The sequence below is a fragment of the Sphaerisporangium sp. NPDC051017 genome, assembly GCF_040683095.1.
Lineage (GTDB): Bacteria > Actinomycetota > Actinomycetes > Streptosporangiales > Streptosporangiaceae > Sphaerisporangium.
In genome coordinates, this window is the sequence record NZ_JBFBCI010000046.1 from 36837 (window position 1) to 58222 (window position 21386).

Genomic DNA, 21386 nt, shown 5'->3' on the forward strand with positions numbered 1-21386 from the left:
GCGACGCAGGGGGACCTGCTGGAACGGAGGACACCGAGGTGAGCGCACAGAGAAGTGAGGCGCCCCGCCAGACGTCCGACGCCGTGCAGACGCGGGGACACGGGTCCGCGGAGCTCGTGACCGAGCGGGGCAGGACCAGGATCGCCGAGACGGTGGTCGCCAAGATCGCTGCGATGGCCGCGCGCGAGGTCCAGGGGATCCACGCGCTGGGCGCCGGCATGTCCCGGGCCCTCGGCGTCGTCCGCGAGCGCCTGATCGGCGGCCCGGGCCCCGCCACCCAGGGCGTGGCGGTCGAGGCGGGAGAACGCCAGGCCGCGATCGACCTGGACCTGATCGTCGAGTACGGGGTGGCGATCCCGGAGGTCGCCGCGGCCGTCCGCCGCAACGTCATCGAGGCCGTCGAGAACATGTGCGGCCTGGAGGTGACCGAGGTCAACATCGCCGTGGAGGACCTGCACCTTCCGGGTGAGGAGGTCTCCCCCGAGCAGCAGGAGGCGCGGGTCCGATGACGTCCACCGCCGAGACCGGACGGACCGGCGACCCCGAGCGGCTCGCCGACCGGATCGCCGAGGCCGTTGCCTCCTGCCCCGACGTCGACTCGCTGGCCGGGGGCGGGCCGGCCTCGTACCTGCCCGGCCACCGGGTGACGGGAGTGGCGGTCCACGACACCGAGGTCGAGGTCGCGGTCGTCGTGCGGTACGGAAGGCCGATGCCCGAGATCGCCGACGAGGTCCGCGACGTCGTCGAGCCGCTCGTGCCGGGGCTGCCGGTGGACGTGCGCATCGACGACATCGCCGAGGTCACCGGGACGACCGAGACCGGCGAGAAGGCCGGCGAGCCCTCCGGCACCACCGGGACCACGACCACGCCGCCGGAAACGACAAGGCCGGCAGGGGAAGGTGAGCGAGATGGATGAAAACCGCTGGTGGCCGGCGATCGGCCTGCTGTTCGGCACCGCCCTGGGCTTCGCCGTCGTCGTGGGCGGCCTGACGGCGTTCCTCATCGTGCTCGTCCTCGGCGTGGTGGGCTACCTGATCGGCCGCGCCATGACCGGCGAACTCGACATGAGCGGCCTGCGCGGCCGGAGACGTCCATGAGCACCCCCGCGGCCACGCCGTACGGGGCCCCGCACGTCACCGCGCCGCCGGAGGTGCGCGGACGCACCGATATCGCCGACCGCGTCCTGGAACGCGTCGCCGCCCACGCGGTCGCCGAGGTGGAGCACGCCGGCGGGATCGCCCCGCGCGTGCTCGGCCTGCCGCTCGGCCGCGACGCGCACGACACCGCCCCCCGGGTCACCGCGCACGCCGAGGGACGCGTGGCGATCGTGCGGGTGGCGATGTCGGCGACCTACGGGGAGCCGGTGCGCGGGCTCGCGCGCCGGGTGCGCGACACCGTCATGGCCCGCGTCCACGAGCTGACCGGCCTGGAGGCCCGGCAGGTGGACGTGCAGGTCACGCGCTTCGTCCAGCCGCCCCCGGACGAAAGGCACCTGCGGTGACCTGGCCGGAGCACGGGATCACGCCGGACCATCCCACCGCCGCCTGGCCGGGGCCGGGCGACGCGGGCGTCGCTCCCGTGGAGGGCGAGCACGAGACGGGCCGACCGCCGCCGCGCGAGGGTGCCCAGCGGCGGGCCGCGGCGCGGGCGTTCCGTCCCCGCCGGACGGTCCCGGCGACCGTCACCGCCCTGCTGCTCGCCCTGGCCGCCCTGGTGACCCTGATCGGAGCCGTCGCGGCGGCGACGGGCGCCAACATGCGGACCGTGCCGTGGACGTCGTTCGCCGACTTCGGGGCCGGGCCCGTGGACGACCCGGCGCACCTGGCGGTGGCCGGCGCGGCGGTCGTCGTCGGGCTGTTCCTGCTCGGGCTGGCCCTCGTGCCCGGCCGCACCCGGGTCGTGCCGCTGGCCTCCGACGATCCGAGTACCGTCACCGGCATCACCGAGAGAGGGCTGCGCCGCCACCTCGCCACCGTCGCCACGGCCGTGGACGGCGTGTCCCGGGCGCGCGTCAAGCTGCGGCGCCGCGTCGTGCACGTCCGGGCGGTGACGCCGCTGCGCGACCCGGGGGACCTTCCCGGCGAGATCACCGAGGCCGTGGGCGGGCGACTGGACGCGCTGCGGCCGCTCAAGCCCATGCGGGTCCACGTCGACGTCACGCACGGAGGGAAGTGAGCGCGTGAAAAACCGTCCCGCTGCCGCCAACCGCGTCGGCCTGGTCCTCGTCGGCCTGCTGCCGGCCCTCGCGGGCGCCGTCACGCTCGTACGCGCGCTCGGCCTGCTCGGATCCCCCGACGCCCCGCTGATCCCCCCCGAGGTCGCGGGCTTCCCCGCCGGCCGCCCGTGGTTGTGGCCGGCCGTGATCGCGGGCTCGCTGGTCGTCGCGCTGCTCGCGCTGTACTGGCTGCTGGTGCAGGGGCGTCTCGACACGCTGCGCACCCTCGAACTGGAGCCCGACCCCTCCCACGGCACGACCCGCGTCTCCGCGGGCGCCGCCGCCGGGGCGCTGGAGGACGATCTCGCCGAGCACGTGGGCGGGGAGCGGGCGCGCGCCTCGCTCGCGGGCGCACCGTCCGACCCGCGCCTCGCGATCGTCGTCGTCCTGCCCGACCAGGCCGATCCCGCCGTGGCCCGGCAGGGCGTCAACGGGGCGGTGGCGCGGCTGCGCCGGTCCCTGGAGACCGACCGGCTGCCCGCGACCGTCCGGATGCACGCCGTCCACCGGCGCATGTAGCCGCCTGCCTGATCTGCCTGGCTTGGAGGAACCTTGCCGCCCCGCCACACCGGGGAGAGGTGTGCGGGCCAGGGATCACGGGAATGCGACCGCCGAGTGCGCCGACGACCAGGGAGTGCGCTTCTCCCCCGGCCGACTCCCCCGGCCGACCTGTCCGGGGGCGAGGACGACTGGAGTCGGTGCGCCCGGCCTCTCCCCGTTCTCCGCGCCGGGCCCCGAAGGAGGCGTTCGTTGATCGGCAGGTTGCAGTGCGTGGTTCTGGACTGTCCGGACGTCCTCGAGCTCGCGCGGTTCTACCAGGCGGTCCTCGGCGGCGAGGTCAACCGGCCCGACCGCCGCTGGGGGGTGGACGACGACTTCGCGACACTCCATACCGAAGGCGGCCTCGTGCTCGCGTTCCAGCGCGCGAAGGACCACCGCCCCCCGCGCTGGACCGACCCCGCCCACCCGCAGCAGTTCCACCTGGACATCGACGTCCCCGACCTGGACACCGCCCAGGAACGACTCCTCGCGCTCGGCGCGACGCTCCTCCACACCGACCCCCACGGCTGGCGCATCTTCGCCGACCCCGCCGGCCACCCCTTCTGCCTCCTCAAGGGCTGACGGCCTCCAGGCCGACGACCCAGAAATGTCTCCAACGAGACTCCAACCCGAGATCGTTTCTGCCTTCGTCTTCATTAGGTCCGGTAACGGCCTCGTGGTTACATCGGCCGGCGCCCGCCCGTCCGTGACGCCACGTCACCGCGACGCCCCCTGGCGCCCCGGGGAAAATCAGTGGAATCGCGCGCTGGCCTGCGAGTAGGACTGTTCTCGCGCGGGGAACGGCATGGATGGTGACGGACCGGCCTCCCGCATCCGAGCGACAGGGAGACGAGCGTGAAGCCGCACGAGTACGCCGGGTACGACGCCATCGGGCTCAGAGACCTGATCCGGACGGGCGAGGTCACCGCCACCGAGGTCGAGGCCGCCGCCCGCGACGCCCTTCAGAAGGCGAACGCCGAGGTCAACGGCCTCGCGCTGCCGCTGTTCACCCCGGCGCTCGCCCACGCGCCCGACGGGCCGCTCGCCGGTGTGCCGTTCCTGATCAAGGACAGTCAGCCGATGGCCGAAGGGGTGCCGTTCGGCCTGGGCAGCCGCGCCCTGCGCCACGTCCCGGCCCGCCACGACAACGACCTGATGACGCGGTTCCGGGCCGCCGGCCTGGTCACCCTGGGCGTCACGACCGTACCCGAAATGGGCCTCAGCTTCTCGACCGAGCCGGTCAAGCACGGGCCCGCCCGCAATCCGTGGGACCTCGCGCGCGGCGTCGGCGGGTCGAGCGGCGGCGCGGCGGCGCTGGTGGCGGCGGGCGCCGTCCCCGTGGCGCACGGCAACGACGGCGCCGGCTCGGTGCGGGTCCCGGCGTCGTGCTGCGGCCTGGTCGGCGTGAAGCCGAGCCGCGGGCGCACGCCGTCCGGCCCCGACACCGGCGAGGCGTTCTTCGGCATGGTCTGCGAGACGGCGCTGAGCCGCACCGTCCGCGACTCGGCGCACCTCCTGGACGCGATCCAGGGCCCCGGCGTGGGCGACAAGTACACCGCGCCCCCGCCGTCGCGCCCGTACGCCGAGGAGGTCGGGGCGGATCCGGGCAGACTGCGCGTTGCGGTGACGACGCGCGCCTGGTCGGGAGTGGCCGTGGACCCGGAGGTCGCGGTGGTGACGGCCGAGGCGTGCGGGCTGCTCTCCGAGATGGGCCACGAGGTGACGGAGGCGAGCCCGGCCATCGACTGGGAGGACGTGCTGCGGGCCATGGTGGCGCTCGGCGCGGCCTCCGCCGCCCACCCGCTGGTGACCGCCCCGCGGCGCCTGGACCCGTCGCTGCTGGAGGCGGTCACCCGGCGCATCCTCCTGGAGGCGGGCGAGATGACCGCGCTGGAGCTGATGGGGGCGTTCGACGCGCAGAACCGGGTGAGCCGGTCGGTGGGGGCGTTCTTCACAGAGTACGACCTGCTGGTCACCCCGACGCTGGGGCAGCCGCCCGCCCCGCACGGCACCCTGCGGTACGACGACCCGGCGCACACCTTCCGCACCTGGCTGGAGTCGATGTTCGCATACGGCCCGTTCACGGTGGTGTTCAACGTCACTGGACAGCCCGCGCTCAGCCTTCCCCTGGGGCGGACGAGCGGCGGCCTGCCGGTCGGCGTCCAGTTCGTCGCCCCGTACGGCCGGGAGGACCTGCTGTTCCGGGTCGCCGCCCGCCTGGAGGAGGCCGCGCCGTGGCGGGACCGGGTGCCACCGATCTTCGCGGGAAACCTCTGACGGGGGGGCGGTACCACCCGAGGTTTAAACATCGCATTACCCCTCAAATAGGGCAATCCGGGTAGGGGTCGTGCGAAGGAGTCAATCGATCGAGGGGGCACCGATGAGCACACCGAGAGCCGCACGGACGGCGCATGACGTGATGCACCCGGGGGCCCAGTGCATCGGCGAGAACGACAGCCTCCGCACCGCCGCGCGGATGATGCGCGACCTGAACGTCGGCGCGCTGCCGATCTGCGGGGGCGACGACCGCCTCAAGGGGATCATCACCGACCGGGACCTCGTCGTCCACTGCTGTGCCCAGGACAAGGACCTTGACCGGACCACGGCGGGGGAACTGGCCGAGGGGCTGGTCTGGGTCGACGGCGCGACCAGCATCGACGACACGCTGACCACGATGGAACAGCACCAGGTCAAGCGGATCCCCGTGCTGGAGAACCGCCGCCTCGTCGGCATGATCAGCGAGGCCGACCTGGCCAAGGAACTGCCGGACGACAAGCTGGCCGAGTTCGTCCACCGCGTGTACTCGGGCGCCTGACCCGGGTCCGCGCGAACACCGCGCCCGGACGCCCCGCATCGCGGCGCCCGGGCGCGGTCACGCCCGCGTGGCCGTGAGCATCCCCACCAGGTGCTTGAGCGTGGTGAGCTGCCGGAACGCGCGAAGCCCCGCCGGGAAATCCCGGCGGGGCCTTCACGCTGTGGACCGATGTGCGGGTCGCCTCTCGGCGAAAGGCTCAACGCGGCTCCAGCCGAACGGTATTCCGCGAAGGCTATAGATGAGGCCCGGGGACACCAGACACATCAGCCACGAGACATGGAACCACACCCTCCGCGTGATTGTTCCCCGCGCCGCGAAAGATTCCGGCGAGAATCTTCCAACGCCCGCCGCCCTATGAGGGCGGACGGGTCTCCAGGCTCAGTAGCCCGCGGCGCTGGAGATCACGGCTCTGGGGTCGGCGGCACCGGCCAGCGTGCCGTCGGGGCGTGACTCGATGAGGTGGGCGTGGCCGAAGGAGCCGCCGTAGTGCAGGTGCCGCACGTCGTGCCCGCGTTCACGCAGGTCCGGGGCCCACGGCGCGCCGTCCTCCACGTCCAGGGTCGCCCCGTCGGGGTCGACCCACGCGTCGAAGCCGTTGTCGCCGGGGCCGAGCCGCCAGCGGGGCGCGCCGATGGCCTCGCCGGGCGTCTGGCCGGACGCCAGCAGGCGGGCGATCACCTGCAGCAGGATCTGCGGCTGGGAGTCGCCTCCCATGGTGCCGAGCACGGCGCGCAGCGAGCCGTCGGGCCGCGTCACCAGCGCGGGGGCCAGGGTGTGCGGCGGGCGCCGCGCGGGCCCGTACTCCGCCGGGTGCCCCGGGGTCAGCGAGAACCCCAGGCCCCGGTTGTGCAGGTTGATCCCCGTGGCCGGCTCGAACAGCATGCTGCCGAAGCCCGCCGCGTTGGACTGGATGAGGGACACGCCCATGCCCCCGGAGTCGACGGCGCACAGGTACGTCGTGTCGCCCGGCGCGATCAGGTCCCGGAGCCGGGCGCGGCGCGACGGGTCGACGCCCTCACGGCGCTCGCCGGCCGAGGCGAGCACCTCGTCCACGGACGCCCCCTCGTACAGCACGTCGGGACGGTCGTGCCCGGCGGCCCGGGCGGCCTCGGCCAGCAGGTGCGCCCACAGCGGGTCCGCCGGATCGCGCGGCAGGTCGAGCCCGTCGGCGATGGCGAGCGCCAGCAGCAGCGTGTAGCCCTGGGAGTTCGGCGGCACCGTCCACACGTCGTGCCCGAACGCGCGGACGGCGATGGGCTCGACCCAGTCGGCGTTCACGCGGGCGAGGTCGCCCTCGGAGTACTCTCCTGCGGCGGTGCCGCCCACCGCGGGGTCACGGCCGAGCGCGAGCAGGCCCGCGCCGAACTCGCCGAGGTAGAAGCCGTCGCGCCCGTCGGCGCCGAGCGCGCTGAGTGCCCGCGCGACGCCCGGCCGCCGCAGCGGCGTGCCCGGCGCGACCGGGGCGTCCACGCCGGGCAGCACCGCGGCCGCCGGGGCGAGCAGCGGCGACGCGGGGAAGCCCGAGTCGGCGTACCGGATCGCGGGGGCGAGGAGTTCGTCCAGCGGCAGCCGTCCGTAGCGCGCGTGCAGGGCGAGCCAGCCGTCGGCGCAGCCCGGCACGGTGACCGATCTGATGTCGTGCTGGAACGGCATGCGCTCGTGCCCCTCCGCGCGCAGCCGGCCCGGGTCGGCGCCGGATCCCGACCGGCCGGACGCGTTGAGCGTGCGCGGCGGACCCTCGCCGTCGTGGACCAGCGCGAACAGGTCGCCGCCGAGGCCGCAGGCGTGCGGCGCGGTCACGGCGAGGACTGCGTTGGCGGCGATGGCGGCGATGGCCGCGTCGGCGGCGGAACCGCCCCGGTTCAGCATGGTGAGCCCGGCCGAGGTGGCCAGATGGTCGATGGTGCAAACCATGCCAAACCTGGCGAATCGCGTGAACTCCATGCTCGGCACTCTACGACGCTCCGCTCCCGAGATCCGCCCCCCGGCGTACCAGGTGGGGCCAAAACTCATGCGTGATCAAGGCGTCCACGATCGCCAAGTGGGGCCGATATCCACGCGAACCGACGCCTCCGAAGATCACCGCGCTACCCGGTCCATGTGCTGCCCGTTAACGGAGGCCCGAGTTCACCGCCGGCTCCCTGCCCGAGACGACCGATGAGGGTCGGTACGTACGTGCGAACGCACCCCTTGCAGGCCGAACAGGATGAGCAGTTCCAGGCTCGGTCGGCGCTGCCCGCTCTCCAGCCGGGACAGGGTGCTCTCCGACACGCCGGTCGTCGCCGCTAGAGCGGTAAGGGTGATGCCGCGATCACGACGCAGCACACGAAGCCGCGGCCCCACAGAGTCAAGCACCTCGTCCATTTCGTGGTCCACGAGGCCATCTTGCCAGAATGGCAAGTTTGCGTGCCAAACCGCGGCGAGCCTGGTCAGACTGTGCGCGTACCGACACAAGGAGTCTTAAATGAGCACCACCGATCCGGTCGCGTTCTGGGACGGCGTCTACGCGGCCCGGCCGGCAGCCGGCGACCCGCAGCCGAATGCCCGCCTCACCGAGACGGTGACGGGCCTGCCGCCCGGTGACGCGTTGGACCTCGGATGCGGCGACGGCGGCGACGCGCTGTGGCTCGCCCGCCAGGGGTGGCACGTCACCGCCGCCGACATCTCGGCCGTGGCGGTCGAGCGGCTCACCGCCCTCGCCCGCTCACACGGCCTGGGCGACCGCGTCACCACCGTGCGGCACGACTTGCGCACGTCTTTCCCGCACGGCGGATTCGACCTGATCTGCGCCCACTACCTGCACACCCCCTTTGACCTGGACCGGACAACCGTCCTGCGCGCGGCCGCGCACGCACTGCGCCCGGGCGGGCGGCTGCTGGTCGTCGACCACGGCTCGACCGCGCCGTGGTCATGGAACCAGGATCCCGACATCCGGTACCCGAGCCCGCGGGAAGTCGCCACTGGTATCGATCTGGACCCGGCGACATGGACGGTCGAGCGGGCCGACGCACCCCGCCGGATCGCGACCGGACCGGGCGGGCGTACCGCTGAGGTCACCGACCACGTCCTCCTCATCCGCCGCACCGCCTGACCCGGCGGCCGACGCCGCCCCCAACGAAGGAAGAAGACCGCTGTGCCCAGCAGCACGCGCCGCAACCGCCGCCGCGACACCCCGCCGCCCCGGACCGGAAGCAGCGAGACCGAGGTCCTGCGCGGATTCCTCGACTACCTCCGGACCTCGATCGCCGCGAAGGTCGACGGCGCCCCCGAACCACAGGTGCGAACAGCCGCAGTGCCGTCGGGCACGAACCTGCTCGGCCTGCTCAAACACCTGACTTTCGTCGAGCGCTCGACGTTTCTCGGGGACGCCGTCACCGACTGGCAAACGACGTTCCAGGCCGCACCGGCGGACAGCGTGGCCGATGTCGTCGCCCGCTACCGAGAGACGGTCGAGCGTGCGAACGAAGTGCTCGACCGGTGCGCCGATCTCGGCGCACCGGTCCCCCGACCGGCGCAGGGCCGCCCCGCTCCCAGCGTCCGCTGGGCACTCGCCCACATGATCGAGGAGACCGGCCGCCACGCGGGCCACGCGGACATCCTCCGCGAACTGATCGACAGCTCGACCGGCCGCTGACTCCGCGGGCTCCCTCCGCGGCGAAGGAGTCCGCGAGGGAGGCGTCAGTGGCGGTGGGTCGCGACGGGGTGGTGGGGGTCGGCGGGGTGTTCGTAGCCGGGGTGCCTGTGCCGGGGCCTGTGCGGGAGCCGCGTCAGGGCAGGGGGCGCAGCGGGATCCGGTAGTCGAGGATCGCCCGGTCGCCCGGGATCACGATCGGGTCGGCGACCTCGACCGCCCGCCCGGCCGCGTACATCACCCGGGTGATCGCGAACACCGGGACGCCCTGCGCGATCCGCAGCGTCCGCGCCTCCGACGGGGTGGGCATGCGCGTCGCCACCGACTCGGTGATGTCGTCCACCTCGATGCCGAGCGTGCGCAACTGGTTGATCGTCCCGCCGGGCCACGGCTCGTTCTTCGGGTCGGCCACCGGCGTGCCCTCGACGTCGGCCGCCAGCAGGCACGGCCGCGCCACCTGGGACGGCACGCCCGCCGCGTAGAAGACGAAGTGCCGTTCGAGGACGCGCGTCCCGGGCGCGACGCCGAACAGGCCCGCCAGCCGCTCGTCGGCGTCGATCCACCGGTAGGCGGTGTCGAGGCGGTACTGCTCCCAGGTGATGCCCTGGTCGCGGGTGAAGGAGGTCTGCCGGACCGCCTGCGGCCCGAGGTCGGCGAGGTAGCGCTGGGAGGAGATGCGGCGCACGAGAGGCCGCTCGCGCACCCAGGTGCCGCCGCGCCCGCGGGTCTCGACCAGGCCCGCGTTCTTCAGGGCGTCGATCGCCTGCCGGACGACGATCTCGGACACGCCGTACTGCCGGGCGAGGTCTGCGTGCCGGGGAAGGCGGGCGCCCGGTGGCAGGCCACCGTCGAGGATCGCGCCACGCAGTTCGGCCGCGATGTGCTCGTAGGCGTGGCCAGACACGTGCCTGCGTTCCGATCTGCCGGGGGTTCCAGATGGGGTCACCTGGTTGACACGCACCTTATCGTCTCGCCATTGTCGTATATGTCAACCGATTGCTGTAGCCGCTAAGGGGTCTGGATGGCCGGGGTTCTCCCCTATCTCACCGCCTGCCGCGCCCGCCTCTTCCGCACCCGCGCCCCCGTGCCGTGCGCACCGGCCCCGGCGGCGCGGCCCGCCCCGGAGCCGCCGGGCTGGTGCGGGTACGCACCTGAAGCACCAGAAATGCCAGAAGTGCCCGCCTCCGCGGACACCCCCTCCCCCTCCGCCCCTTCCACGGACGCCCCCACTCCCGCCGTCCCCTCCACGGACGCCCCCACTCCCGCCGTCCTCTCCACGGACGCCCCCACTCCCGGCGCCCTCTCTGCGGACGGCCCCTGCCGGGACGACGAGACCGCCGCCGAGCTCGAGGCGCTGCGGACCGCCCACCCCGGCTGGCGCGTGTGGTCCTCAGGCCGCACCTGGTACGCCTGCGGCCCCTGGCTGGAGGCCCGGCTCGTCCACGCCCCCACCCCCGAGCGGCTCTCGGCGCTGATCGCCCTGCGCATGGAGGGCGGCCGGTGACGGCGCTGACCGCGTCCTCGGGGCACGCCGACCACGGCCCGCACGTCCCCAAACCGCGCGACGGCTGCCGGCGCATCGTCTGGCACCCGCCCATGAACGCGGAGACCCGGCCCCGCATCCTGCGGTGGACGTGCGAGTGCCGGACACGGGTCTACTACCTGGTGGTGGGCGGCGGCCGCGCGTACGTCCGGCGCGCGGACAAGCAGTCCGGCGTGGACCACGAGACCGCGCGCATGCGTCACCGCGAGGCGGACCGGCTCTGGATGGAGATCCTGCTCGGCCTCGCCCGGTGAACGGATCCCGCCGGACGCGGCCCGCCCGGTGACGGGACCCCTCAGGTGAGGGCCTTCAGCTCCTCCAGCGCGTCGTGCAGGTAGGTCGTGAGGGACCAGACGTCGGGCACCATCGCCCGGTCGGCGACGATGCCCACGTCGATCCGCCCGTCGTAGGAGAACGCGGTGACGTTGATCCCCCCGCTGGCGTCGGTGACGACCGAGACGGGGTACTGCGCGAGCAGCCGCCGCCCGCACACGTACAGCGGGATCTGCGGGCCCGGCACGTTGGAGACCATCAGGTTGATCGCCGGGGTGGTCTGCGCGGCCAGGCCGAAGGCCGCGCGGTGGGCGAGCCCGGTCAGCGCCGCGGGCATGCTCTCGCTGAGGGTGCGCAGCCAGCGGGCGGGCGCCAGGTTGAAGCGGTCCTTGATGCGGCCCATCGCCTCGTGCACGGCCTCCAGGCGCTCGCGCGGGCCCTCGATCTGCGTGTCCAGCGAGGTGATCATGAGGGTGACCTGGTTGCCCGGGGCCCGCGCGTCCTCGCGCAGCGAGAACGGCACTCCGGCCACCAGCGGCTCGGCGGGCAGCGCGTCGTGGTCGATCAGCCAGCGGCGCACCGCCGTCGCCACCAGCGTCATCACCACGTCGTTGACCGTGTACCCGAAGGCGTTCTTGACCCGCTTCACCTCGTCCAGCGGCAGTTCGGTGAAGGCGAAGCGCCGGTGCGGGGACACCGGGCAGTTGAACGGGGTGCGCGGCACCGCGAGCCTCGGCAGCCCCGGCACCTCCTCCCCCGCGCCCCGGCCGATCCACCGGGTCAGCCGCCGGGTCGCCCGGGACACCGGCACCGCGCCGGGCAGCCGGGAGATGATCGGGATCTCGTCCAGGTGCGGCACCGCCTCGACCAGGAACCGCAGCAGGTACGCGGGGTTGGCGACCAGCCTGCCCGCCGTCCTGGCGATCATCTCGGCCGTCTCGGGGGCGCGGTCGGGCTCGGCGGGGTGGTCGGGCTCGCGGCGCGGCGGGTGGGGCTCGATGTCCATGAACGCCGCCAGCACGTCGGCGCCGCCCATGCCGTCGATGGCCGCGTGGTGCATCTTGACGTAGAGCGCGGTACGTCCGCCCGCCAGGCCGTGGATCAGGTACATCTCCCACAGCGGGTGGCGCCGGTCCAGCCGCCGCGCGTGCAGCCGGGCGACTTGCGCGGCGAGCTGCCGGTCGCTGCCCGGCGCCGGCAGGCCGATCTCCCGCACGTGGTAGTCCAGGTCGAGGGCCTCGTCCTGCGCCCAGTACGGGTGGTCGAGGCCGAGCGGCACCTGTACCAGCCGCTGCCGCAGCGGCGCGACCAGCGCCGAGCGTTCCTCGACGAGCTTGAGCAGGTCGTCGCGCGCCACGTCGCCGTCGAGGATCGACAGCCCCGCGACGTTGGCGACGTTCGTGTCGCTCTCGAAGTTGAGGAACTGCGCGTCGAGCGCGCTGAGCTGCCGCACCGCCGACCTCCTGACCCTCGGGACCCGTCTCCGTTCTACCTCCCCGCTCCGGCGGGTCCGACGCCGGGTGCCGGAGCGACGGGAGGCGATGGGCGGCGGCCCTGACGGCGAACGGTCAGACCCGGGCGGCGGCGAACTGGCCCGGCCTGCGGCCTTCCCCGGCGGGGCCCCGGTAGCACTGGGCGATGTCCAGCCAGTGGTCGGCCACGTCGCCGGTGGCGACGATCGAGAGGTCGTCGCGGTGACGGCGGCGGGTCGCGAGCAGGCAGAAGTCGGCGGCCGGACCGGTGATGCGCTGCGAGGCGTCCTCGGGACCGAACGCCCACAGCTCTCCCGACGGGGCGACGAGCTCGAAGCGGAACTCCTCGGCGGGCGGCGTGAGACCGCGGGACAGGTACCCGAAGTCCCTGGTCAGGACCGCGAAGACCACCAGGTGCTTGATGCGGTCGGTGAACGTGCGCTCGATGCCGAGGGCGTCCAGGATGTCCTGGCCGTGGGCGAACTGCTCCATGATGCCCGCGCAGGCCAGGATGATCGGCGGCAGCGGGTTGACCAGCCACGGCACGATCTGGCCGGCCGGAACGGCGGCGAGCGCGTCGACGACGTCCTTGCGCTCGCCGCGCCACTTGGCGAGCAGCGACTCGATGGTGTCGTTGGCGAACAGGCCGAGGGCCGCGTTGACGGCGCCGTTGAAGTCCTTCTCGGCGCCCGCGACCAGGGTCTTGAACGTCTCGGCGTCGGACGCGGCGGTCCGGGCGAGGCCGAAGATGAAGGTCAGGTGGCCGATCTGGTTCGCGATGGTCCATCCGGGTGCGGGGGTGGGCAGATCCCACTGTGAGGGCTGGAGGCCGGCGACCACGCGGTCGAGCTCCTCGCCCTCAACGGTAAGCGCCTGCAGCACTTCATCCAGCTCGCTCACGCGTCTGTCCTCTCACTGAAAAGCCTTGGATTACGGGGATATCGGCGGCGCCGGGAACACCGGGGACACGTGTCCACACGTTCATACGGACGCGTCACACCAGGCCAGAGACAGTACGGCAATTCTTATAAATGCGACCGTAACGGCATTCAATTGTTTTGAGTTCTCAACTCAAGCATGCATCACGAAAATTCGGGCGTCTTCTCCGTGTGTGCTTCTTGGGCCCGCATTTCGCGATATCGGCGACGCGAATCGCGCGGACCGGCTATACCGGCGCTCCGCGCCGCGCGTCGTCCCCGGACGGCGGGGGCGCGGCGGCGGAGCACCGGGTCATGTGCGTCGCCGGCGCGCTGCCCGCCGGCAGCGCGAGCCAGGGGTTCACGCGGGCGGAGCGGGAGGACATGACGTCGCTCAGCTCTCCCCAGCGGGGGACGCGCCCTGCGCGCGGACGGCAGCGGGGACGGCGGGGACGGCGGCGGGAGCCTGGGCGGACGCGGAACCGGAGGGCGCCGATTCCGCAGTGACCGGGACGATCGGGATCCAGGAGCCGATGCGGCGGGCCGCCGCCATGCTCGCCCACGAGGTGAGCTCGACCAGTGCCAGGTCGCCGGGCGTCCCGGCGCGGAAGTCGGCGATCAGCGCGTCGTCGATCTGGTACGACGCCATCGCGGTCAGCAGCGCCAGCCGTCCGGCCGGGCGCAGGGCCTCGGGGAGCGCGGACGCGGCGTCCGCCACCCAGGCGCGGCTCGGCCCGGTCGGCTCGCCGTCCCAGGCGGCCAGCCGCGTGATGACCAGCTCGCGCACCGGGACCGGAACCGCGCGAGCGCCCCCCGCGTCGATGGCGGCGGCGGCCCGGGCGAACGCGGCGGCGAGGTTCGCCGAGCCCTCCGCCCAGGCCAGGTCCGCGGGCAGGGGGGCCTCGGGCAGCAGGCCGAGCGAGGCGCCCGGTTCGCCGCCGCGGCGGGCGTACGTCCGCATGATCCGGCCGAACAGCCGCAGCAGCAGGCCGCGCGCGCCGGTGGGCACCTCGGCGGGCAGCGGCGACTCGGTGAGGAATATGTTGACCATGCGGTTGAGGTACTGGAACGTCACCGCCACCGCCGCCAGCTCCCGCAGTCGCTCGGGCGGCAGCGGCGATTCGTGCCGCGCCGCCGTGTCGCGCGTCCCACTCGCCAGCGCCCACGACGCCACCCGGCGCACCGCCGGGTCGTCGATGTCGTCGACGCGGCCGGCCGCGATCAGCGCGGCGTGGCCGCCGGGCGCGAGGCCGTCCATAGTGGCCTGGTGCACGTCGACGCAGTAGGGGCAGGCGTTGCCGCGCGACACGGCGGTCGCGACCGCCTCCTTCAGCGGCCTGCCGGTCGCCCCGGCCGCGAGGAGGGATTCTCGCAGCATCAACCACGATGCCGCGAGGGTGACGGGAGCGGGCGAGTGCAGGAGCATCGGCGGCGCCAGCATGCCGAAGTCTCGCTCCACCTGCGCGTATACCTTCGCGACGAGGTCCGGCGCGGTACGGTGACGTACCACGGATACGTGCCGGACGTGGGACAGCGTCCCCGGCAGCGTCGCACGGCTGAGCATCCTGCCCATCGCCCGCTCCCTCCTTACCGGCGTGACAGGCTCGTGATCAGCGGAGCGACGCCACGCCGTCCGCTGGTCGAGCCGTCAGGGGCCGGAGCTCCGTAGGTGACCTCGACGCCCCGCTCTTGGGCGGCCGCGACGATGCCGGGGATTGCGCGCTCGGCCAGCGCCGAGATGGTCATCGCCGGGTTGACGGTGAGCGCGCCCGGGACGGCGGACCCGTCGGTGACGAAGATGCCCGGGTGCCCGCGCAGCTCGTTGCGGTCGTCCAGCGCCGAGGTGTGCGGGTCGTCGCCGATGCGGCACGAGGCCAGCGGGTGGACGGTGTACGCGCCGACCACGTCGTTGGTCCAGGCGGCGACCTCGGCGAGGCCGTCGCGCTCCAGGATGTCCTTGACCTCGGCGTCCGCCAGCGCCCACGCCCGCAGGGTCTGCGGGGTCGGGTCGTACTTGAGGCGGCCGACGCCGAGCATCTGCTGGCTGAGGCGGTCGGCGTTGCCCTTGGCGGGCGGCGGGCCGAAGACGCCCTCATTGTTGTCCTCGATCATCTGGAAGATGATCAGCCAGGAGCGCCAGCGCCTGAGGACCTCCTTCTTGTCGACCCCGAACCAGCTCGGGCCGAGCGCGCCGGGCACCTGGGCGAGGATCGTCCCGAGGCCGGGCGGGAAGTAGAGCTGCTCCAGCGAGAACCGCTCGAACTCCGGCAGCGAGCCGTCGAGCCGGTCCCAGTTGGCGACGACCGGGCCCTTGCCGATCTGGTTGGCCTCGTAGGCCAGGCCGTTCTCGCGCTCCAGGCCGAGCACCTCGCGCACCTTGTCCTCGTTGAGGATCGCGGTGTTCAGACGCTCGCCGTTGCCGGAGAAGTAGCGGCCGACGGCGTGCGGCATGGTGCCGAGCGTGGCCTCGCTGCGCTGGAGGATGACGGGGGTGGCGCCGGCGCCGGCCGCCAGCACGATGATCTTGGCGTCGATCGTGCCGCCCTCGCCGCGGAGACGGTAGTCCTCGTCGTCCATGATGTCGTAGTGCACGCGGTAGCCGCCGTCGTCGGTGCGCGAGATGTGCTGCACCTCGTGCAGCGGGCGGATCTCGGCGCCGTGCGCGATCGCCGCGGGCAGGTAGTTGAGCAGCAGCGACTGCTTGGCGTCGAAGTGGCAGCCGGCCATCATCCAGTTGCAGTTGGTGCACAGGCTGCGGTCGACGGCCGCCGGGACCGGGTTGGCGGTGCGCCCGGCGTGGTCGCAGGCCGCGGCCCACAGCCCGCCGGCGTAGGTCACGTCCTCCCAGTTCTGCTGGGTGATCGGGATGGACTCGGCCACCCGGTCGTACCACGGGTCGAGGGTGTCACGATTGACGGACGCCGGCCACATGCGGCGGCCGATGCTGCCGTGCCGTTCGAAGACGAACCGGGGCGCGCGGGGCATCGCGGCGAAGTAGACGACGCTGCCGCCGCCGACGCAGTTGCCGCCGAGGATGCTCATGCCGTCGCCGACGGTGAAGTCGAAGGCCCGCGTGTAGGACGAGCCGAGCTTGAAGTCGTGGTCGAAGTCCTTGCCCGTGAGCCACGGGCCGCGTTCGAGCACCATCACCTTCGCGCCTCCGGCCGCGAGGTGGTAAGCCGCGATCGCGCCGCCGAAGCCACTTCCGACCACGAGGACGTCGGTGCGTTCCGTGCTGGTCATTTGGGACTCCCTGAAGGGGTCGTGTCCGGGTGCAGGCGGGCCAGCGGCCGGCCGTAGGAGAAGTTCGGGAACCTCCACCGGCCGTCGGCGTCGGGCTTCTCGATGCCCATCGCCAGCAGTCCCGGGTGTCCCTGGGCGATCGCGTCGGCGGTGTGCATGTGCGCCGCCGAGTCGTACGCCATGTTGCAGAACAGGGCGAGGCTGACCCAGAGCTCCTTCTCGGGGTGGCCCGGCGTGGTGAGGCGCTGCACGAGCCTCGTCCTGTGCTCGAACGGCAGGGAGACGAACGGCGGGACGGCGCCGTCCAGGTCGACCCCGTGCTCGAAGGCGTACGCCGTGGCGTGGTCGTTCAGCGCGTTGGCGAAGTTGTCGAGACCCTCGGTGAGGCCGGTCGCGTCCCATCCAAGCAGCTCAAGGGCACCGGCCTGCACCGCGCCACCACCGGTGGCGGCGCCGGCGATGGCCCGGTCGTCGGGTGAGCGCTTCTCGCCGGGGACGATCGTGTCCGCGAACGCCTCCAGCGTCATCGTCCTGGCTTTGTCTATGTCTGTGGATGGCGGTCGCATACGCGTTTCCTCGCTCGTCCAGGTCGGGCTGCTGACCAGTTCATGGAACGGCATCGCCCGAAGAGGTGCATCTCCTGAGTTGCTTTCGCATTCCGGACGAACACCCCCTAACGCCCGGCATCCGCGACATCGCCGCGCGGATAGTTCCCGGTGAACGCGCATGCGCGTCACCCGGCGCGGCGGTCATTCGGCGTAAAGGATCCGGGTGATTCCCGAGCCACCCGAAGCGGATATGGGCAGGCAGGGGGCGGCTAGGGGTTGTCGCAGAAGGTGCGGCACTCAATTCTGATGCCATGGCCAAGTGCCGTCGATGCGTCGTCGTCGGGCGTCGTTTGTTCCGGATATCACACCGCAGCCGAATGGGTTCCATTCGCTGTATTGGAGTGTTGAGCAGATGACAGATACTCGCGATGACGAGTTCTCCCGTGTCAATTCGGGGTCAATTCTCACAGCGCCTCCAGCGCACGGGAGGAGCCATGGAAAACGCGATTGAGCAAGCCGTCCTTCGGGTCGTCAAGAGCATGCACGAGAACCTCGGTGAGCAGCTGACGATCAACGACATGGCCCGCACGGCCATGTTCAGCAAGTTCCACTTCTCCCGGGTGTTCCAGCGGGTCACGGGGCTGTCGCCCGGCCGGTTCCTGTCGGCCGTGCGGCTCCAGGAGGCCAAGCGGCTGCTCACGACCACGTCGCTGACGGTCACCGACATCAGCCACACGGTCGGTTATTCGAGCGTGGGAACCTTCAGCTCGCGGTTCACCGCGAGCGTCGGGCTCTCTCCCACGAAATACCGGCAGCTCAAGAGCATCACGCCGCAGATCAGCACCGAAACGGAACCGGCTCCCCAGCGGGACAGGCCGATGACGACCATTAGGGGCGACATCTCCTCCCCGCTCAAGGACCAGCCCATCTTCGCCGGGCTGTTCCCCGACAGGATCCTCGAGGGCAAGCCCATCCGATACACGATCCTCCGCAGGCCGGGGCCCTTCGTGCTGGAGGACGTCCCACAGGGGGAATGGCACCTGATGGCCCAGTCCGTCGCCCCCGGCAGGGAGGACGCCGTCCTCCACCCCGCCGGCTCGGACGAGGGACTGTGCATCGGGCGCCACGGGCCGATCAGTGTACGGCCCGGCACGGACACCAAGCTGGCTCACCTGCAGCTTCGTCCGATGCGTCCCCTCGACCCTCCGGTGCTGCTCGCGCTGCGCGACCTGCTCGACGTTCCCCAGCTCACCCACTGAGCCGTCGCCGCGCACGCGGCGCACGGCGGCCGGACGGGCCGCGGCCGGGCCCGTCCTTTCCATGAGACAAGGGTTCAACGCTTATCCGTGAGACGGACCGTGCGGGAAGCCGGTCCCAGCCGGGCAGCTCATATCCCGGCCATTCTGGGTAACGCGGGCGACACCCAGAGACCGCCCCTCATTTCATGGGCCGGCCCCCGAACAACCCCACCTTCGCCCTTATTCAGGCATGCCGGGGCCCCGCATTCGCGCGCGCACGCCGTCCCCGTCGGTTAATGGGCGGTTCCCGCGCGAAACGGCGCCGTCCCACGTGAATCGGGCCCAGGTGAATCGAGACGGCGCCGCGGCGTGAATGTGAAATCGGCCGCGAAGCGCGCGGCAATGCGCCCCCTGAAGCCGCCGTGGAAAAGGACGACGTTCCCGAAAGCGCGAACAGACGGCGGAAGCCGGCCGGAACAGGCGGGCAGACTCGGGAAGCGAATGCCCGCCTGAACCGTGCGGCGGCCCGGGCCGCGAAACGAGGATCAGGCCCCGGCGCCCCCGGCGTCGCGGACGGGGTGGACGGTCATCGGCAGACCGCCGCGCACCCGTAGCGACAGCATGGGCTCGGGGACCACCTTGTACCCCGGCACCTTGGCCAGGCGCAGGTCACGCGCGACCATGGCGATCACGAACGTGGCCTCCATCATGCCGAGGTGGTTGCCGACGCAGAACCGGGGCCCCGCGCCGAAGGGGATGTAGGCGTACCGCGGCCGGCCACCCGGCCGGTCGGGGTCGAAGCGCTCCGGGTCGAAGACCTCGGGCCGGTCCCAGAAGGCGGGGTGCCGGTGCAGCGTGTAGGGGCTGATCAGGACGTCGGCACCGGCCGGCACGTGGTAGCCGCCGACCTCGTCGTCACCCTGGGCCTCCCGGGGCAGCATCCACACCGGCGGGTAGAGGCGCATGACCTCCTCCACCACCATCGCGGTGTACTTCAGCCGGTGCAGGTCCTCGTAGACCGGAAGCCGGTCGCCGAGCACCTCCACCGCCTCCGCGCGCAGCCGCTCGCGCACCTCGGGGTGGCCGTCCAGCAGGTGGAACGTCCACGACAGCGTGCTCGCCGTGGTCTCGTGCCCGGCCAGCAGCAGCGTGACCAGCTCGTCCCGCATGCGCAGCCGTCCCACGCAGGGGTCGGCCTCCTCGCGGGTCGAGGCGATCAGCCGGGAGACGACGTCGTCCCCGAGCTCGCCCGACTTCAGCCGCTCGGCCTCCAGATGGTCGACGATGCGCTGGAGGTCGTTGCGGGCCCGGCGGAACCTGATCTGCTTGGGCAGCGGCACCCACATCGGCACCTTGCTCAGCGTCACCAGCTCGAACATCGCCTGGTCCTGCACGGCCTCGAAGTCCTGCCCGATCGAGGCGAACTCCCCGAGGTCGGCGTCGAGCAGCGTGCGGCCGAGCACGCCGAGGCTGAGCCACGTCATCTCCTGGACGACGTCGACCGGCCCCTCGGCCCCCTTGGCGCGGAGCCGTTCCACCAGGTCGGCCGCCTCCTTGGCGATGACCCCGGCCTGCTGGGAGATGCGCTTGTTCTGGAAGACCGGCTGGATCATCCTGCGCTGCTTGCGCCACAGCTCGCCCTCGCTGGTCAGCAGGCCGTCGCCGATGGCCCGGCGCGCCTGGACCAGGCCGACTCCCTTGTGGTAGTTCCCGCTGTTGTCCGCCAGGACGTGCTTGGCGTGGTCGGGATGGTTGAAGAAATAGAGGGTCTTCGGGCCGATGGACAGCTTCGCCGCGTCGCCGTACGTGGCGGCCTGCTCCATCAGCGCCAGCCGGTCCTTCGCCAGTTTCTTGAAAAGGCCGGGCCCGGCCCACAAAGGCGGGCCGGGCGGCACCCGGCGGCCGTCCGAAGACCGCCGCTCGGATGCCGTGGCCTTGGGTCCGGTCAGCGTCACGCCGGTACCTCGCTCCAATCGGGACTCAATTGGCGGAACTTGGCCTTGAACACCAGCAGCGCCTCCATGTCGGTCGGCTGGTGCAGGTTCAGGACCTCGCCGATGAAGATCGTGTGGTCCCCGCCGTCGTACGCCCGCCACATCGCGCACTCGAAGCTGGCGAGGGTGCCACTGAGCAGCGGGACGCCGCTCTGACGCCCGGGGTACCAGTCGACGCGGTCGAACTGGGCGGCTCCAAGCGTCCGGTGGCGGTCCGCGAAGTGCAGGGCCTCCGCCTCCTGGTGCGAGGCGAGCACCGACACCCCGAAGTACCGCGACGCGCTGAGGTACTGGTGCATCAGCGCGCCGCGGTCGACGCAGACCAGCAGGAGCGGCGGATCGAGCGACACCGAGGTGAAGGAGTTGGCGGTCATGGCGTGCGGGACGTCACCGCCGGTCGTCACCACCGTGACCCCGGTGGCGAACGCCCCGAACGCTCGCCGCAGTGTCTTCGCCTCGGTCGCCGGGCGGGTTGGCGCGGAGTTGTCGACGTTCACGCTTTCCTCCTGCTCATCTAGAATCCGCGCCTAGGACGCGTACGGTTCGAGTGCCTTCGCCAGAGCGTCGGGCACCCTGGCCGGGACCGTCCGGGTGTTGGGCCCGCGCATGCACGCCACCCGCTGCCGGCCGCGGGCGACGAGCGTCTCGCCGTCGCCCCCGTCCAGGCGGACGTAGTCGAAGCTGAACTCGACCTGTGTCTGCGCGAGGTCCACCAGCCGCATCCGGATCGAAAGCTCGTCGAAGGCGGTGATCTCGGCGAAGAACTCGCAGTCGACCTTCAGCGTGAACAGCTTCAGGTCGTCCTGCAGGTCCTTGAGCACCTCCGGCGCCCTCTGGTAGAGGAACAACTCGCGGCAGCGTCCCTGCCACCGCAGGTAGTTCACGTAGTACACGTTGCCGACGAGGTTGGTCTCCTCGAAGCCGACCGTGTGCTGGTACTCGAAGTACTTGCTCATG

At 72.3% G+C, this 21386-nt stretch carries 24 protein-coding genes and 1 pseudogene; 14 read left to right on the forward strand and 11 right to left on the reverse strand.

What is annotated here, in order from left to right:
• Nucleotides 1–38: 38 nt before the first annotated feature.
• From AB0M95_RS29345 to AB0M95_RS29385, 9 genes are all read left to right on the forward strand, one after another.
• Nucleotides 39–509 (forward strand): Asp23/Gls24 family envelope stress response protein, encoded by a 471-nt coding sequence (locus AB0M95_RS29345; protein WP_363771274.1) that lies wholly within the window; start codon nt 39–41, stop codon nt 507–509.
• Nucleotides 506–916 (forward strand): hypothetical protein, encoded by a 411-nt coding sequence (locus tag AB0M95_RS29350; protein ID WP_363771277.1) that lies wholly within the window; start codon nt 506–508, stop codon nt 914–916. The genes AB0M95_RS29345 and AB0M95_RS29350 overlap by 4 nt, the downstream gene beginning before the upstream one ends.
• On the forward strand, nt 909–1097 hold the full coding sequence (locus AB0M95_RS29355) for a DUF2273 domain-containing protein (RefSeq protein ID WP_358510713.1): 189 nt from the start codon (nt 909–911) through the stop codon (nt 1095–1097). The genes AB0M95_RS29350 and AB0M95_RS29355 overlap by 8 nt, the downstream gene beginning before the upstream one ends.
• The gene (locus AB0M95_RS29360; RefSeq protein ID WP_363771280.1) at nt 1094–1501 is read left to right on the forward strand and encodes an Asp23/Gls24 family envelope stress response protein; all 408 of its coding nucleotides are present in this window, start codon (nt 1094–1096) and stop codon (nt 1499–1501) included. Before AB0M95_RS29355 ends, AB0M95_RS29360 begins: the two co-directional genes overlap by 4 nt.
• Entirely contained in the window at nt 1498–2175 is a 678-nt protein-coding gene (locus AB0M95_RS29365) for a DUF6286 domain-containing protein (RefSeq protein WP_363771283.1), read from the forward strand. The genes AB0M95_RS29360 and AB0M95_RS29365 overlap by 4 nt, the downstream gene beginning before the upstream one ends.
• A gap of 4 nt (nt 2176–2179) precedes the next feature.
• Entirely contained in the window at nt 2180–2734 is a 555-nt protein-coding gene (locus AB0M95_RS29370; protein WP_363771286.1) for an alkaline shock response membrane anchor protein AmaP, read from the forward strand.
• Between the two features lie 231 nt (nt 2735–2965).
• Nucleotides 2966–3337: a VOC family protein gene (locus AB0M95_RS29375; protein ID WP_363771288.1), complete on the forward strand. Its 372-nt coding sequence runs from the start codon at nt 2966–2968 to the stop codon at nt 3335–3337.
• A 273-nt stretch (nt 3338–3610) separates the two neighbouring features.
• Nucleotides 3611–5032: an amidase family protein gene (locus AB0M95_RS29380; RefSeq protein WP_363771291.1), complete on the forward strand. Its 1422-nt coding sequence runs from the start codon at nt 3611–3613 to the stop codon at nt 5030–5032.
• Between the two features lie 103 nt (nt 5033–5135).
• Nucleotides 5136–5570 (forward strand): CBS domain-containing protein, encoded by a 435-nt coding sequence (locus tag AB0M95_RS29385; RefSeq protein WP_363771294.1) that lies wholly within the window; start codon nt 5136–5138, stop codon nt 5568–5570.
• Nucleotides 5571–5948: 378 nt separating this feature from the next.
• On the opposite strand, the gene AB0M95_RS29390 is transcribed toward AB0M95_RS29385, so the two are convergent.
• Entirely contained in the window at nt 5949–7514 is a 1566-nt protein-coding gene (locus AB0M95_RS29390; RefSeq protein ID WP_363771296.1) for a gamma-glutamyltransferase, read from the reverse strand.
• 261 nt (nt 7515–7775) lie between these two features.
• Nucleotides 7776–7934 (reverse strand): annotated as a pseudogene (locus tag AB0M95_RS29395) (helix-turn-helix transcriptional regulator); the annotation flags it as partial.
• Nucleotides 7935–8034: 100 nt separating this feature from the next.
• Between AB0M95_RS29395 and AB0M95_RS29400 the strand changes: the two are divergent.
• Nucleotides 8035–8661, forward strand: a complete 627-nt coding sequence (locus tag AB0M95_RS29400; protein ID WP_363771299.1) for a class I SAM-dependent methyltransferase — start codon at nt 8035–8037, stop codon at nt 8659–8661.
• Nucleotides 8662–8703: 42 nt separating this feature from the next.
• Complete coding sequence (locus AB0M95_RS29405; RefSeq protein WP_363771302.1) at nt 8704–9204, forward strand: DinB family protein; 501 nt, start codon at nt 8704–8706, stop codon at nt 9202–9204.
• 133 nt (nt 9205–9337) lie between these two features.
• Here the strand turns inward: AB0M95_RS29405 and AB0M95_RS29410 are convergent, their stop codons facing one another.
• A complete protein-coding gene (locus AB0M95_RS29410) occupies nt 9338–10105 on the reverse strand; it encodes a GntR family transcriptional regulator (protein WP_363771305.1) in 768 nt (255 codons plus the stop codon).
• A 117-nt stretch (nt 10106–10222) separates the two neighbouring features.
• On the opposite strand from AB0M95_RS29410, the gene AB0M95_RS29415 reads away from it, so the two are divergent.
• Nucleotides 10223–10705, forward strand: a complete 483-nt coding sequence (locus AB0M95_RS29415; RefSeq protein ID WP_363771308.1) for a hypothetical protein — start codon at nt 10223–10225, stop codon at nt 10703–10705.
• Nucleotides 10702–10998, forward strand: coding sequence for a hypothetical protein (locus tag AB0M95_RS29420; protein ID WP_363771311.1), 297 nt, complete (start codon nt 10702–10704; stop codon nt 10996–10998). Before AB0M95_RS29415 ends, AB0M95_RS29420 begins: the two co-directional genes overlap by 4 nt.
• 41 nt (nt 10999–11039) lie before the next feature.
• On the opposite strand, the gene AB0M95_RS29425 is transcribed toward AB0M95_RS29420, so the two are convergent.
• The 5 genes from AB0M95_RS29425 to AB0M95_RS29445 form a co-directional block, all read right to left on the reverse strand.
• Nucleotides 11040–12470 carry a wax ester/triacylglycerol synthase family O-acyltransferase gene (locus AB0M95_RS29425; protein ID WP_363771314.1) on the reverse strand — a complete coding sequence of 477 codons (1431 nt, stop codon included), beginning with the start codon at nt 12468–12470 and terminating at the stop codon, nt 11040–11042.
• A 115-nt stretch (nt 12471–12585) separates the two neighbouring features.
• The gene (locus AB0M95_RS29430) at nt 12586–13389 is read right to left on the reverse strand and encodes a TIGR03084 family metal-binding protein (protein ID WP_363771317.1); all 804 of its coding nucleotides are present in this window, start codon (nt 13387–13389) and stop codon (nt 12586–12588) included.
• Between the two features lie 411 nt (nt 13390–13800).
• Complete coding sequence (locus tag AB0M95_RS29435) at nt 13801–14979, reverse strand: carboxymuconolactone decarboxylase family protein (RefSeq protein ID WP_363771320.1); 1179 nt, start codon at nt 14977–14979, stop codon at nt 13801–13803.
• Nucleotides 14980–14993: 14 nt separating this feature from the next.
• Nucleotides 14994–16649 (reverse strand): GMC family oxidoreductase, encoded by a 1656-nt coding sequence (locus AB0M95_RS29440; RefSeq protein WP_363771323.1) that lies wholly within the window; start codon nt 16647–16649, stop codon nt 14994–14996.
• Complete coding sequence (locus AB0M95_RS29445; protein WP_363771326.1) at nt 16646–17176, reverse strand: DUF5987 family protein; 531 nt, start codon at nt 17174–17176, stop codon at nt 16646–16648. Before AB0M95_RS29445 ends, AB0M95_RS29440 begins: the two co-directional genes overlap by 4 nt.
• A 515-nt stretch (nt 17177–17691) precedes the next feature.
• On the opposite strand from AB0M95_RS29445, the gene AB0M95_RS29450 reads away from it, so the two are divergent.
• Complete coding sequence (locus AB0M95_RS29450; RefSeq protein WP_363771329.1) at nt 17692–18456, forward strand: AraC family transcriptional regulator; 765 nt, start codon at nt 17692–17694, stop codon at nt 18454–18456.
• Nucleotides 18457–18980: 524 nt separating this feature from the next.
• On the opposite strand, the gene AB0M95_RS29455 is transcribed toward AB0M95_RS29450, so the two are convergent.
• From AB0M95_RS29455 to AB0M95_RS29465, 3 genes are read right to left on the reverse strand one after another with little or no spacing between them, the layout of a single operon-like run.
• Nucleotides 18981–20390 (reverse strand): cytochrome P450, encoded by a 1410-nt coding sequence (locus AB0M95_RS29455; protein ID WP_363771332.1) that lies wholly within the window; start codon nt 20388–20390, stop codon nt 18981–18983.
• Nucleotides 20387–20926, reverse strand: coding sequence for a flavin reductase family protein (locus AB0M95_RS29460; protein ID WP_358510775.1), 540 nt, complete (start codon nt 20924–20926; stop codon nt 20387–20389). Before AB0M95_RS29460 ends, AB0M95_RS29455 begins: the two co-directional genes overlap by 4 nt.
• A gap of 30 nt (nt 20927–20956) precedes the next feature.
• Nucleotides 20957–21385, reverse strand: coding sequence for an acyl-CoA thioesterase (locus AB0M95_RS29465; protein WP_358510777.1), 429 nt, complete (start codon nt 21383–21385; stop codon nt 20957–20959).
• Nucleotide 21386 lies beyond the last annotated feature (1 nt).